Origin of the sequence: Vibrio sp. YIC-376 (genome assembly GCF_052353105.1) — a bacterium.
Lineage (GTDB): Bacteria > Pseudomonadota > Gammaproteobacteria > Enterobacterales > Vibrionaceae > Vibrio.
Window position 1 is genome coordinate 24,364 of the sequence record NZ_JBBWFK010000015.1, and the last position, 12,888, is coordinate 37,251.

A 12,888-nucleotide genomic window follows, 5' to 3' on the forward strand; every position below is an offset into this window, starting at 1 on the left:
GTTCGCTTATAGACGAATTGGCATCACCACGTACATGGCACTGTCATCGTCGGCATTTTCAATCAGCGCACTTGCATTGGCATCCGACATCGACACGCGCACATTTTCACAACGTAGCGTATTCAGCACATCCAGAACGTAGCTGACGTTGAAGCCGATTTCGATCGGTTCACCATCAAAGCTGACGTCCAGCATCTCTTCAGCTTCTTCTTGTTCTGGGTTGTTGGCCGTAATGCGCATTTCCGTATCTGCCAGATTGACTCGCACGCCACGGAACTTTTCATTTGATAAAATCGCAGCACGTGAAAATGCCTGACGCAACTCATCACAGCTTGCGACTAAGGTTTTGTTGGTATTTTGTGGCAATACACGGCGATAGTCAGGGAAACGACCATCAACCAGCTTAGAAGTGAAGATAAAGTTGTTCACTTCAGCACGCACATTCGAGTTACCAATTTGCAAAACGACAGGCTGCTCAGGTGCGTCCATGAGCTTAACTAATTCCTGGACACCTTTACGTGGCACAATGATTTGCTTTTGAGCGAAATCTGCGCCCAGTTCTGTTTGTGATACCGCCATACGGTGGCCATCGGTGGCAACGCTACGTAACGTTGTACCATCAACTTCAAACAACATACCATTGAGGTAGTAACGCACGTCCTGATTTGCCATCGAGAACTGAGTTTTGTCAATCAGTGTGCGCAATTCCGCTTGGCTAAGTGATACTTCAACTTCACTTTGCCAGTCTTCAATGTTCGGGAAGTCATTCGCAGGTAGCGTGGCTAATGAGAAACGGCTGCGGCCAGAACGAACTTGTACGCGATCGCCTTCCAGTACAAAAGTAATGATCGCGTCGTCTGGCAAGCCACGACAGATATCGAGAAACTTACGAGAAGGAACGGTAATGCTGCCCGCTTCAAAATCCCCTTCCAGAGTCACTTTGCTGACCAGTTCCACTTCCAGATCGGTTGCGGTCATTGATAGCACGTTCTCTTCTACTTTCATCAGTAGGTTGCCCAGAATAGGCAGGGTTGGTCGGCCACCCAAAGCGCCCGAAACCTGTTGTAGCGGTTTGATTAAATGACTACGTTCAATAGTAAATTTCATGCTTGGCTCTTTACGCTGTCAGCTCAAAAAATGATTTGCTTAGAATACCGTTATTCTAACCGATTAAGAAGACAGGGTGCGAATCAAGTTAGAGTAATCTTCCTTAATATCGTGGCTCTCTTCACGTAGCTGTTCAATCTTGCGACACGCATGCAGAACCGTAGTATGGTCACGTCCGCCAAACGCATCACCAATTTCAGGTAAGCTGTGGTTAGTCAGCTCTTTTGCCAGTGCCATCGCCAGCTGACGAGGACGCGCAACAGAGCGAGAACGACGCTTAGACAGCAAATCTGCCACTTTAATTTTGTAGTATTCCGCCACCGTTTTCTGAATATTGTCGATGGTGACCAGCTTTTCTTGCAGCGCTAGTAGATCGCGCAGCGCTTCACGTACAAAATCAATCGTGATTGGACGACCAGTGAAGTTAGCATTCGCGATGACGCGGTTCAGTGCGCCTTCCAGCTCACGAACGTTTGAACGCAGACGCTTAGCAATAAAGAATGCCACTTCGTCTGCCAGGTGAATTTGGTGATCTTCTGCCTTCTTCATCAAAATCGCTACGCGAGTTTCCAGCTCAGGTGGTTCGATCGCAACAGTCAGACCCCAGCCGAAACGAGATTTCAGACGATCTTCTACCCCACTGATCTCTTTTGGATAACGGTCAGAAGTTAGGATGATCTGTTGGTTACCCTCTAACAACGCGTTGAAGGTATGGAAGAACTCTTCCTGCGAACGCTCTTTATTAGCAAAGAATTGAATATCATCGATAAGCAATGCATCCACACTGCGGTAGTAGCGCTTAAACTCTTCGATCGCGTTATTTTGCAGTGCCTTAACCATGTCCTGCACGAAACGCTCAGAATGCATGTACACCACTTTCGCGTTCGGGTTGTTATCCACAATTGCGTTACCTACTGCGTGCAGCAGGTGAGTTTTACCCAGACCGGTACCACCGTAAAGGAACAACGGGTTGTAAGCTGCGCCCGGGTTATCCGATACCTGACGTGCTGCAGCCAAACCCAACTGGTTCGACTTACCTTCTACAAAGTTGTTGAACTTGTGTTTTGGGTTCACGTTCGAGCGGTGGTTGATGTCCGCGATTGCTTGTGCGTCATCATCCCAGGTTTTATGCACTGGCTTACGAGCCTGCAACTGGGCCGGAGCCGAGGATTCAGCAGCCACATCCGCTGGCGTACGCGTCGGTGCCGGCTTAGGCGCGGAGACCGGGCGGCTGCCTACTTCAAAACGTAAGCTTGGGATGTCATTACCGCAGAATTCCTGCAGTAAGCGAGTAATGCTGTTCAGATACTTGTCACGCACCCAGTCCAACACGAAACGGTTTGGCGCGAATAGAGTGAGAGTATTGTCATTGAGCTCCGCTTGTAGCGGACGAACCCACATGCTGAATTCTGTTGCTGGTAGCTCTTCTTGAAGCTGCTGCAAACATTGCAGCCAAAGCGAAGATGACACGGTGCCCCCACGGAGTAATTGGATTGTCGGAAAAGACTGGCAATTTTACCTGTTGATAACCAAGATCGCCAGCACTTGATCGACGATCCAGTGAATAAGATCTAAGTTATTCACAATTATTTCGCCAAACTTGGTGAGATCAACACACCTTGCCCCAACTTTGCCCACACATTGATCCACAATTGGGCAAAATTGCCCCGATCGACTGATTGGTGATAACTCTGTGTATTATTTTATTTCGACCGCTATTTTTTCGATCTTAATTTCTAGTTGAGATCGTATTTCACCAGACCTGTGAATAAACTTATTATTATTTGAAACATTTGTTAACTTATTACGCCCAGATCTAGATTATTGCACTTGGTTATTATTTAATTGAGTGAACCAACAGTAGTATATCTAACCATAAAATTGTGGAGATTTAAGATGAAAAACTGGATTAAGGTTGCTGTAGCGGCTATCGCACTATCGGCAGCAACTGTTCAAGCAGCAACAGAAGTAAAAGTAGGTATGTCTGGTCGTTACTTCCCGTTCACATTTGTTAAGCAAGATAAGCTACAAGGCTTTGAAGTCGATATGTGGGACGAGATCGGTAAACGCAACGATTACAAGATCGAATACGTCACGGCAAACTTTTCGGGGCTGTTTGGTCTGCTGGAAACTGGTCGAATCGATACTATCTCAAACCAAATCACGATGACTGACGAGCGCAAAGCGAAGTATCTGTTTGCTGACCCATACGTGATTGACGGAGCACAAATTACCGTACGTAAAGGTAACGACAGCATCAAAGGTATCGACGATCTTGCAGGCAAGACGGTTGCGGTAAACCTAGGTTCAAACTTTGAACAACTGCTTCGTCAATACGATAAAGATGGAAAAATCAACATCAAGACTTACGACACAGGTATCGAACACGATGTCGCTCTGGGTCGTGCAGACGCTTTTGTAATGGATCGTCTATCCGCTCTGGAACTGATTAAAAAGACAGGTCTGCCACTAGAATTAGCAGGCGAACCATTTGAAACTATTCAGAATGCATGGCCATTTGTCGACAACGAAAAAGGTCGTCAACTGCAAGCAGAAGTTAATAAAGCACTGGCAGAGATGCGTGCCGATGGTACCGTTGAGAAGATCTCAGTGAAGTGGTTTGGTGCTGACATCACCAAATAAAACACTTTGAAATATAAGGTGCGGAGAGATACCCTCCCCACCAGTATAAATTTACGGGAAGGTGGAACGTTGTTTTCCACCTTTTCTTTTCTCTAGCCTTCAGGAAAGCCATATGGGATTTGATTTTAATTACATGTTGGAATTGCTGCCGATATTACTCAAATATCTTGGCACAACGATGGAAATGGCCACATGGGGATTGGTGTTTTCACTGATTTTAGCCGTAATTTTGGCTAACATTCGCGTATTTAAGCTACCCGTTCTCGACCAATTGAGCCAACTGTACATCAGCTTCTTCCGTGGTACTCCGCTTTTAGTACAACTTTTCCTGCTTTATTACGGCTTGCCTCAAATCTTCCCTGTCATGGTTGGTATCGATGCATTCTCCGCTGCAGTGATCGGCTTAACCCTCCACTTTGCAGCTTATATGGCAGAGAGTATTCGTGCTGCTATCATCGGCATTGACCGCAGCCAGATGGAAGCCAGCTTATCGGTGGGGATGACGACGCCACAGGCGATGCGTCGGGTAATTTTGCCACAAGCAACTCGTGTTGCTCTGCCGTCACTGATGAACTACTTCATCGATATGATTAAATCGACTTCTCTCGCCTTTACGCTAGGTGTGGCAGAAATCATGGCCAAAGCGCAAATGGAAGCGTCTTCAAGCTTTCGCTTCTTTGAAGCTTTCCTCGCGGTCGCGCTTATTTACTGGGGTGTGGTGGTGATTCTAACCCGAGTACAAACTTGGGCAGAATTGAAACTGAATAAGGCGTATGTACGATGATCAAATTAGAGAATATTCATAAGCGTTTTGGTGAGACAGAAGTGCTGAAAGGCATCGATCTCAACATCAAACAAGGTGAGATCATTGTTATTATCGGCTCCAGCGGAACCGGTAAATCAACCCTGCTGCGCACGGTCAACTTTTTAGAACAAGCTGATGAAGGCCGTATCACCATTGATGATATCTCTGTCGACGTAAATCACCATACTAAAGCAGAAGTGCTGGCTTTACGTCGCCGAACGGGTTTCGTCTTCCAAAACTATGCACTGTTTGCTCATATGACAGCACGCCAGAATATTGCCGAGGGTCTGGTTACCGTTCGCGGTTGGAAAAAAGACCAGGCACTACAACGTGCTCAGCAGATTCTGGACGATATTGGCCTCGGGGAAAAAGGCGACAGCTACCCTGCCGCACTATCTGGTGGTCAGCAGCAACGTGTTGGTATTGGCCGCGCTATGGCATTGCAGCCAGAACTGCTGCTCTTCGATGAACCGACTTCTGCACTCGATCCTGAATGGGTCGGCGAAGTATTGTCTTTAATGAAGAAATTGGCCAACCAACATCAAACCATGCTGGTGGTCACGCACGAAATGCAATTTGCCAAAGAAGTGGCGGATAGAGTGATCTTCATGGCCGAAGGCAACATTGTTGAACAAGGTTCTCCACAGGATATTTTCGATAATCCACAAGATCCTCGTTTGAAAAAATTCCTTAACCAAGTTGGAATAGAGTAACGATCAAGCATCAGGATCGATTGATCCTTGAGATTTTACTCACACTACGTATAATCGCCCGGCCGGAATTTCATACGCATTGAGTCATTGACACATAATGTGAGTGTGATTACAATTCCGCCTCTTTGTTGAGAGGCGTCGGTTGCCTTCTCTATGTAAAGAGCTTCTTTATATAAGAAAGCATGTGCCCACGCCGGGTTTAACAAGAACCTAAAACTACTGATCAGTAAAGGTAATTATCATGAAACGCACTTTTCAACCTACAGTTCTAAAGCGCAAGCGTACTCACGGCTTCCGTGCTCGCATGGCAACTAAGAACGGTCGTAAAGTTATCAACGCACGTCGTGCAAAAGGCCGTGCGCGCCTATCAAAATAATCGCTAGTTTATTTTGAACACGTACGCGTTTAATCGGGAGTTACGCTTGTTAACTCCCGAGCATTATCAAAACGTCTTCCAGCAAGCTCATCGAGCTGGCTCGCCTCATTTCACCATCATTGCTCGCAATAACACCCTTTCTCATCCACGATTAGGTCTGGCTGTTCCGAAAAAGCAGATAAAAACTGCCGTAGGTCGCAATCGATTTAAGCGCTTGGCACGTGAAAGCTTTCGTAATAAACAACATCAGCTTCCAAACAAAGATTTTGTTGTGATCGCGAAGAAAAGCGCGCAAGATTTAAGCAATGAGGAATTATTTAAATTGTTTGATAAGCTATGGCAACGCCTGTCTCGCCCTTCACGTGGATAGCCATTGGGCTCGTTTATCTTTATCGCTGGTTTATCAGCCCTTTGATTGGTCCTCGTTGCCGGTTCACACCAACTTGCTCCACTTACGCGCTAGAAGCTTTGAGAGCTCACGGTTTTGTAAAAGGATGTTGGTTATCAGGCAGACGTCTATTAAAATGCCACCCTTTGAATGAAGGGGGGTATGACCCCGTTCCACCAGTCCAAAAACAAGACAGAGATAACTAACGATGGATTCTCAACGTAATATCCTGCTCATCGCTTTGGCCCTGGTTTCTTTCTTGCTGTTTCAACAATGGCAAGTAGCGAAGAATCCAGAACCTCAAGCTATTGAACAGGCTCAATCAAACAGCAGTCTACCTGCACCATCTTTTGCTGATGAACTCGACCCAGCTCCTGGTCACCAGCAAGCTTCTGCAAAAACTATCACAGTAACGACTGATGTTTTAACTCTGTCGATCGACACCGTTGGTGGCGATGTGGTACATGCCGACCTAAATAAATACGCTGCTGAACTAGATTCTTCAGACCCATTTGTTCTGCTTAAAGATACACAAGGCCACCAGTTCATCGCACAAAGTGGTCTTGTTGGTCCTCAAGGTATCGACCTTAGCAGTACTAACCGCCCTCAATACACTGTAAGTGCAGAGAACTTCACTCTGGCTGAAGGCCAAGACGAACTGCGCGTTCCGATGACTTTCGCGGCAAACGGCATTGAATACTCGAAGACTTACATCTTTAAGCGCGGCAGCTACGCACTTAACGTTGAATACGATGTAGTTAACAACTCGGGTAACAACGCAACATTCGGTATGTACGCTCACCTTCGTCAAAACGTGATGGACGATGGCGGCAGCATCACAATGCCAACATACCGTGGCGGTGCTTACTCAACTGAAGATACTCGCTACAAGAAATACAGCTTTGACGATATGCAGGATCGCAACCTGTCTATCAATCTGGCAGATGGCCAAGGTTGGGCAGCGATGATCCAACACTACTTTGCTACAGCTTGGATTCCACGCAACGAACCAGGTACCAACCTTTACACTCGTGTAATTGGTAATCTGGCTGACATCGGCGTACGTATGCCAAACAAAACTATCGCAAATGGCGACCAAGCGAAGTTTGAAGCAACACTATGGATTGGTCCAAAACTGCAAGACGATATGGCTGTCGTTGCTCCTAACCTGGACCTAGTTGTGGATTACGGCTGGCTATGGTTTATCGCGAAGCCGCTACACTGGCTACTGTCGATGATTCATGGCTTTGTGTCTAACTGGGGTTTGGCAATCATGCTGTTGACCTTCGTGGTTCGTGGTGCAATGTACCCACTGACTAAAGCTCAGTACACCTCTATGGCGAAAATGCGCATGCTACAGCCTAAGCTGCAAGCAATGCGTGAGCGTATCGGTGATGACCGTCAGCGTATGAGCCAAGAAATGATGGAGCTGTACAAGAAAGAGAAAGTGAACCCATTAGGTGGCTGTTTACCTCTTGTTCTACAGATGCCTATCTTCATCTCTCTATACTGGGCACTGATGGAATCAGTTGAGCTACGTCACTCACCGTTCTTCGGTTGGATTCATGACCTTTCAGCGCAGGACCCATACTACATCCTGCCACTGCTGATGGGTGCTTCAATGTTCCTAATCCAGAAGATGAGCCCGACAACAGTAACGGATCCAATGCAGCAGAAGATCATGACCTTTATGCCGGTTATGTTTACCTTCTTCTTCTTGTTCTTTCCATCAGGTCTGGTTCTGTACTGGTTGGTGTCGAACATCGTTACGCTTATCCAGCAAACTCTGATCTACAAAGGATTAGAGAAAAAAGGCTTACACACCAAGTAATCCTTTTGGAATTGATAGAGAAAGGCGGCCAAAAGGTCGCCTTTTTGTTTTTGGCTGATTACAATTCAGCTAACAAATGGTTATGGCTCAGTTGAGCCCAGCTCAAAAGGCAAGATTATGACTACAGATACGATTGTCGCTCAAGCGACCGCGCCAGGTCGTGGCGGTGTCGGCATTATTCGTGTTTCCGGCCCCAAGGCCAGTCTGGTGGCTCAGGAAGTAACGGGCAAAACTCTCAAACCTCGTTACGCAGAATATCTTTCATTCCAGGCAGAAAACGGCACTGTGCTTGATCAGGGCATCGCTCTGTACTTCCCTAACCCACACTCTTTCACTGGTGAAGATGTACTGGAACTGCAAGGCCACGGCGGCCCTGTCGTGATGGATATGCTGATTAAACGCATTCTGGGTATTGATGGTGTGCGCGCCGCGCGTCCGGGTGAGTTCTCAGAACGAGCATTCCTCAACGATAAAATGGATCTGACCCAAGCAGAAGCCATTGCAGACCTGATTGATGCCAGCTCAGAAGAAGCAGCAAAATCCGCACTACAATCGCTACAAGGCCAGTTCTCTCTGCGCATTCAGACGCTGGTGGAATCACTGATTCATCTGCGTATCTATGTGGAAGCCGCCATCGACTTCCCGGAAGAAGAAATTGATTTTCTCGCCGACGGCAAAGTCGCCGGAGATCTACAGACGATTATCGATAATCTTGACGCTGTACGTCGTGAAGCGAACCAGGGCGCGATTATGCGTGAGGGTATGAAGGTTGTCATCGCGGGTCGTCCAAATGCCGGTAAATCCAGCCTGCTGAACGCGCTGTCCGGTAAAGAGTCAGCTATCGTGACCGATATCGCGGGTACCACGCGTGACGTACTGAGAGAACACATCCACATTGATGGTATGCCTCTTCACATCATCGATACTGCAGGTCTGCGTGATGCTTCCGATGAAGTCGAAAAAATTGGTATCGAACGCGCATGGGATGAAATCGCTCAAGCTGACCGAGTTCTGTTTATGGTTGACGGCACCACAACCGATGCCACCGATCCTAAAGACATCTGGCCTGACTTTGTCGATCGCCTTCCAAACAATATTGGTATGACAGTGATCCGTAACAAAGCGGATCAAACCAGTGAAGAGATGGGGATCTGTCATGTGAATAACCCCACTCTGATCCGACTATCGGCAAAAACAGGTGCTGGCGTCGATGCATTGCGCGCGCATCTAAAAGAGTGCATGGGCTTCTCAGGTAACACCGAAGGTGGCTTTATGGCTCGTCGTCGCCACTTAGACGCGTTAGAACGTGCTGCTCAGCACCTGCAAATCGGTCAGGAGCAGCTTGAAGGCTATATGGCTGGTGAGATACTCGCTGAAGAGCTACGCATCACTCAGCAGCATCTGAACGAGATTACCGGGGAGTTCAGCTCAGACGACCTGCTCGGCCGCATCTTCTCTTCATTCTGTATCGGCAAATAATAAAAACTCGCGGTGTTAAGCTTAAGCTTGCCACCGCGTTTCTTTTTGTACTCCCGCTCAACAACTCTATGTACGAGCACAGGTATGGCTTTATAAGGAAGACAAATGATCCACATTATTACAGGCAGTACCCTAGGTGGCGCTGAATACGTGGGTGATCACCTGAGTGATCTCCTCATTGAGAACGGATTTGAAACGACGATCCACAACCAGCCAGAGCTAGCGTCAATTGATAATCAAGGTACCTGGCTGATCATCACCTCAACACATGGTGCAGGCGAATACCCAGATAACATTCAGCCTTTTATCGCCGCACTGCAGAATACACCACCTAAGATGACGGATGTGAAGTTTGCTGTGATTGCCATTGGTGACTCAAGCTATGATACGTTCTGTGCTGCTGGCCAGCATGCGTATGATTTACTGGAAGACATCGGTGCGACCCCGATTGCTGACTGCTTGAAGATTGATGTCCTTAGCCACACAGTACCGGAAGATGCCGCTGAAGAATGGCTAAAAGAACATATCGAGCGATTCTAACCTCCCGACTCCACCGCTTTCAGAGTCGCTTTGCGGCTCTGCTAACCATCATGTGAATAACTTCCCCTGTTATTTTTTCTCAAACGGTCAAAAAACACCCAATCTATCTGTGGATAAGTAAGAGAAGATCCAGTGATTTTCCTTTAGTTATCCCAATAACAACTTTGATCGTTTTTACCCCCTGTGTATAACCACCTATTTTGATCCCAGCTAATCCTCGATCAGATCCAAGCAAGATCACAAGATATGATCCAAAGAAGATCCATGATCTTGTTGATCATTTTTAGGTTATCCACAGAAGACGTCGATCCTAATAATAGATCTAATAAAAGATCATATATATAGATCTTATATATATTTATCTTGAAGCTTAAAACGGATAAAGCGAGAAAACGATTTTCTCTCCGGCATAAAGCAGGTAAAATACTGCTCCTTTATCTGTCCAATAAATCCTTTGAATACCTGAGGTCGGTTCATGCTTTATCACGAAAACTTTGACGTCATTGTTGTTGGTGGCGGACACGCAGGAACGGAAGCCGCACTCGCATCTGCACGTACAGGACAAAAAACTCTTCTCCTTACCCATAACATCGATACATTAGGCCAGATGTCTTGTAATCCGGCGATTGGTGGTATCGGTAAAGGTCACTTAGTAAAAGAAGTGGATGCTATGGGCGGTCTGATGGCACAAGCTATCGACCATGCAGGTATTCAGTTCCGCACACTTAATGCCTCTAAGGGGCCAGCGGTACGAGCTACACGTGCTCAGGCTGATCGCGCCCTTTACAAAGCGTATGTACGCAGCGCATTAGAAAATGCACCTAACCTGACATTGTTCCAACAATCGGTCGACGATCTGATTGTTGACCAGGATCGCGTGGTTGGCGTTGTGACCCAGATGGGGCTGAAATTCCATGCCAAAGCGGTGGTCATGACGGTAGGTACTTTCCTGGGTGGTAAGATCCACATTGGTATGGAAAGTTCTTCTGGTGGCCGAGCTGGTGATCCACCATCGATCGCGCTTGCGGATCGTCTTCGTGAACTTCCGTTCCGGGTTGATCGCCTGAAAACAGGTACACCACCACGTATTGATGCTCGTTCAGTTGATTTTTCTGTGCTGGAAGAGCAACACGGTGATAATCCAACTCCTGTGTTTTCATTCTTGGGCAAGCGTGAGCAGCACCCGCGTCAAATCCCATGTTTCATTACTCATACGAATGAAAAAACACATGATGTGATCCGCAATAACCTCGATCGTAGCCCGATGTATGCTGGCGTTATCGAAGGTATTGGTCCGCGTTACTGTCCGTCTATCGAAGACAAAGTAATGCGTTTTGCGGATAAAAATAGTCACCAGATTTTTATTGAGCCAGAAGGTTTAACAACCAACGAACTTTATCCAAATGGTATATCCACCAGCTTGCCATTTGACGTTCAGGTACAAATCGTTCGCTCAATGAAGGGCTTTGAGAACGCGCATATCGTGCGTCCAGGTTACGCGATTGAGTACGATTTCTTTGACCCACGAGATCTAAAACAGACTTACGAAACCAAGTTTATTAGCGGATTGTTCTTTGCGGGCCAGATTAACGGCACAACCGGTTACGAAGAAGCGGCTGCTCAAGGTTTGATGGCGGGTCTGAACGCAAGTTTGTACAGTCAGGACAAAGAAGGCTGGAGCCCACGTCGTGACCAGGCTTACATGGGCGTATTGATTGATGATCTATCAACAATGGGTACTAAAGAACCGTACCGTATGTTTACCTCTCGCGCCGAGTACCGTCTGTTGCTTCGTGAAGACAATGCCGATTTACGTTTGACAGAAAAAGCACGTGAGCTTGGACTTGTTGATGACGTTCGTTGGGCGCGTTTCAACCAAAAAATCGATAACATGGAAACCGAGCGTCAGCGTCTGAAGGCGACGTGGATGAATCCAAACTCGGCGGGTATCGACGAATTAAACAAATTGCTTAAAACCCCAATGGCTCGCGAAGCCAGTGGTGAAGATCTTCTGCGTCGCCCGGAGATCTCCTATGCTCAGTTAACTCAATTGGATGCGTTCGCTCCGGCAATGGACGATCAGCAAGCCGCTGAGCAAGTTGAAATCCAAGTGAAATACGACGGTTACATTAAGCGTCAGCAAGAAGAGATCGAAAAATCGCTTCGCCACGAACACACTAAGCTACCTGCGGATTTGAACTACAAAGACGTGAAAGGCTTATCGAACGAAGTGGTAGCGAAGCTGAGCGAAGCCAAACCTGAAAGCATTGGTATTGCGTCTCGCATTTCGGGTATTACGCCTGCGGCAATTTCAATTCTTCTGGTACACCTGAAGAAACAAGGATTGCTCAAAAAAGGTGAGGAAGAGTAATGAGTGCACTACGAACTAAGTTAGATGCTCTGATTGCTCAAACCGATTTAGAGGTTTCAGATAAACAACGCGAGCAGTTAGTCGGATACGTCGAACTGCTCGATAAGTGGAACAAAGCCTACAATTTAACGTCGGTACGTGATCCGCTTGAGATGTTAGTGAAACATATCCTTGATAGCATAGTGGTTAGTACTCACTTGCAAGGTGAGCGATTTATTGATGTCGGCACTGGTCCTGGGCTGCCTGGGATTCCACTCGCTATCATGAACCCTGACAAGACCTTCTTCTTGCTGGACAGCTTAGGTAAGCGTATCCGCTTCATCAAGCAAGTGGTACATGCCTTAGGTCTAAAAAATGTGACGCCAATTCAAAGTCGTGTGGAAGAGTTCCAGCCTGAAGAAAAATTTGATGGTGTTCTAAGTCGTGCTTTTGCTTCAATGACAGATATGGTGGAATGGTGTCATCATCTGCCGAAACAGGAAAATGGATTATTTCTTGCATTGAAAGGTCAGCACCCTAAAGATGAAATAGATCAGCTTCCTGAGTGGTGTTATGTGAGCGAGGTCATATCTTTGATGGTTCCTGAGTTAGAAGGGGATCGTCATCTAGTAGTCTTATCGCGCAAGGATAATTAG

At 46.8% G+C, this 12,888-nt stretch carries 13 protein-coding genes; 11 read left to right on the forward strand and 2 right to left on the reverse strand.

Annotation, left to right across the window (positions count from 1 at the left end):
- Nucleotides 1-6 precede the first annotated feature (6 nt).
- Together dnaN and dnaA are read right to left on the reverse strand one after the other, a co-directional pair.
- Nucleotides 7-1,107 carry a DNA polymerase III subunit beta gene (gene dnaN, locus WJM94_RS20705; RefSeq protein ID WP_444496070.1) on the reverse strand — a complete coding sequence of 367 codons (1,101 nt, stop codon included), beginning with the start codon at nt 1,105-1,107 and terminating at the stop codon, nt 7-9.
- A 63-nt stretch (nt 1,108-1,170) separates the two neighbouring features.
- Nucleotides 1,171-2,577, reverse strand: a complete 1,407-nt coding sequence (gene dnaA, locus WJM94_RS20710; RefSeq protein ID WP_444496071.1) for a chromosomal replication initiator protein DnaA — start codon at nt 2,575-2,577, stop codon at nt 1,171-1,173.
- A 426-nt stretch (nt 2,578-3,003) separates the two neighbouring features.
- Between dnaA and WJM94_RS20715 the strand changes: the two genes are divergently transcribed.
- The 11 genes from WJM94_RS20715 to rsmG all read left to right on the forward strand — a co-directional run bounded on the left by WJM94_RS20715 (nt 3,004) and on the right by rsmG (nt 12,888).
- Nucleotides 3,004-3,750 (forward strand): amino acid ABC transporter substrate-binding protein, encoded by a 747-nt coding sequence (locus WJM94_RS20715; RefSeq protein ID WP_444496072.1) that lies wholly within the window; start codon nt 3,004-3,006, stop codon nt 3,748-3,750.
- 112 nt (nt 3,751-3,862) lie between these two features.
- A complete protein-coding gene (locus tag WJM94_RS20720) occupies nt 3,863-4,534 on the forward strand; it encodes an amino acid ABC transporter permease (protein WP_444496073.1) in 672 nt (223 codons plus the stop codon).
- Complete coding sequence (locus tag WJM94_RS20725; protein ID WP_444496074.1) at nt 4,531-5,268, forward strand: amino acid ABC transporter ATP-binding protein; 738 nt, start codon at nt 4,531-4,533, stop codon at nt 5,266-5,268. The genes WJM94_RS20720 and WJM94_RS20725 overlap by 4 nt, the downstream gene beginning before the upstream one ends.
- 241 nt (nt 5,269-5,509) lie before the next feature.
- On the forward strand, nt 5,510-5,644 hold the full coding sequence (gene rpmH, locus WJM94_RS20730) for a 50S ribosomal protein L34 (protein WP_005378825.1): 135 nt from the start codon (nt 5,510-5,512) through the stop codon (nt 5,642-5,644).
- A gap of 46 nt (nt 5,645-5,690) precedes the next feature.
- Nucleotides 5,691-6,014: a ribonuclease P protein component gene (rnpA, locus tag WJM94_RS20735; protein WP_020333575.1), complete on the forward strand. Its 324-nt coding sequence runs from the start codon at nt 5,691-5,693 to the stop codon at nt 6,012-6,014.
- Nucleotides 5,981-6,238: a membrane protein insertion efficiency factor YidD gene (gene yidD / locus WJM94_RS20740; RefSeq protein ID WP_444496075.1), complete on the forward strand. Its 258-nt coding sequence runs from the start codon at nt 5,981-5,983 to the stop codon at nt 6,236-6,238. The genes rnpA and yidD overlap by 34 nt, the downstream gene beginning before the upstream one ends.
- Before the next feature lie 2 nt (nt 6,239-6,240).
- The gene (gene yidC, locus WJM94_RS20745) at nt 6,241-7,863 is read left to right on the forward strand and encodes a membrane protein insertase YidC (protein WP_444496076.1); all 1,623 of its coding nucleotides are present in this window, start codon (nt 6,241-6,243) and stop codon (nt 7,861-7,863) included.
- Nucleotides 7,864-7,980: 117 nt separating this feature from the next.
- The gene (gene mnmE, locus WJM94_RS20750) at nt 7,981-9,342 is read left to right on the forward strand and encodes a tRNA uridine-5-carboxymethylaminomethyl(34) synthesis GTPase MnmE (protein WP_444496077.1); all 1,362 of its coding nucleotides are present in this window, start codon (nt 7,981-7,983) and stop codon (nt 9,340-9,342) included.
- Between the two features lie 105 nt (nt 9,343-9,447).
- Nucleotides 9,448-9,882, forward strand: coding sequence for an FMN-binding protein MioC (mioC, locus tag WJM94_RS20755; RefSeq protein ID WP_444496078.1), 435 nt, complete (start codon nt 9,448-9,450; stop codon nt 9,880-9,882).
- A gap of 475 nt (nt 9,883-10,357) precedes the next feature.
- Nucleotides 10,358-12,253 carry a tRNA uridine-5-carboxymethylaminomethyl(34) synthesis enzyme MnmG gene (gene mnmG, locus WJM94_RS20760; protein WP_444496079.1) on the forward strand — a complete coding sequence of 632 codons (1,896 nt, stop codon included), beginning with the start codon at nt 10,358-10,360 and terminating at the stop codon, nt 12,251-12,253.
- A complete protein-coding gene (gene rsmG / locus WJM94_RS20765) occupies nt 12,253-12,888 on the forward strand; it encodes a 16S rRNA (guanine(527)-N(7))-methyltransferase RsmG (RefSeq protein WP_444496080.1) in 636 nt (211 codons plus the stop codon). The genes mnmG and rsmG overlap by 1 nt, the downstream gene beginning before the upstream one ends.

Bases quoted from the DNA above. Each gene is read 5' to 3' on its own strand.
- dnaN (WP_444496070.1), bottom strand. From the start codon at position 1,107: ATGAAATTTACTATTGAACGTAGTCATTTAATCAAACCGCTACAACAG.
- WJM94_RS20715 (WP_444496072.1), top strand. From the start codon at position 3,004: ATGAAAAACTGGATTAAGGTTGCTGTAGCGGCTATCGCACTATCGGCA.
- WJM94_RS20720 (WP_444496073.1), top strand. From the start codon at position 3,863: ATGGGATTTGATTTTAATTACATGTTGGAATTGCTGCCGATATTACTC.
- WJM94_RS20725 (WP_444496074.1), top strand. From the start codon at position 4,531: ATGATCAAATTAGAGAATATTCATAAGCGTTTTGGTGAGACAGAAGTG.
- rpmH (WP_005378825.1), top strand. From the start codon at position 5,510: ATGAAACGCACTTTTCAACCTACAGTTCTAAAGCGCAAGCGTACTCAC.
- yidD (WP_444496075.1), top strand. From the start codon at position 5,981: ATGGCAACGCCTGTCTCGCCCTTCACGTGGATAGCCATTGGGCTCGTT.
- yidC (WP_444496076.1), top strand. From the start codon at position 6,241: ATGGATTCTCAACGTAATATCCTGCTCATCGCTTTGGCCCTGGTTTCT.
- mnmE (WP_444496077.1), top strand. From the start codon at position 7,981: ATGACTACAGATACGATTGTCGCTCAAGCGACCGCGCCAGGTCGTGGC.
- mioC (WP_444496078.1), top strand. From the start codon at position 9,448: ATGATCCACATTATTACAGGCAGTACCCTAGGTGGCGCTGAATACGTG.
- mnmG (WP_444496079.1), top strand. From the start codon at position 10,358: ATGCTTTATCACGAAAACTTTGACGTCATTGTTGTTGGTGGCGGACAC.
- rsmG (WP_444496080.1), top strand. From the start codon at position 12,253: ATGAGTGCACTACGAACTAAGTTAGATGCTCTGATTGCTCAAACCGAT.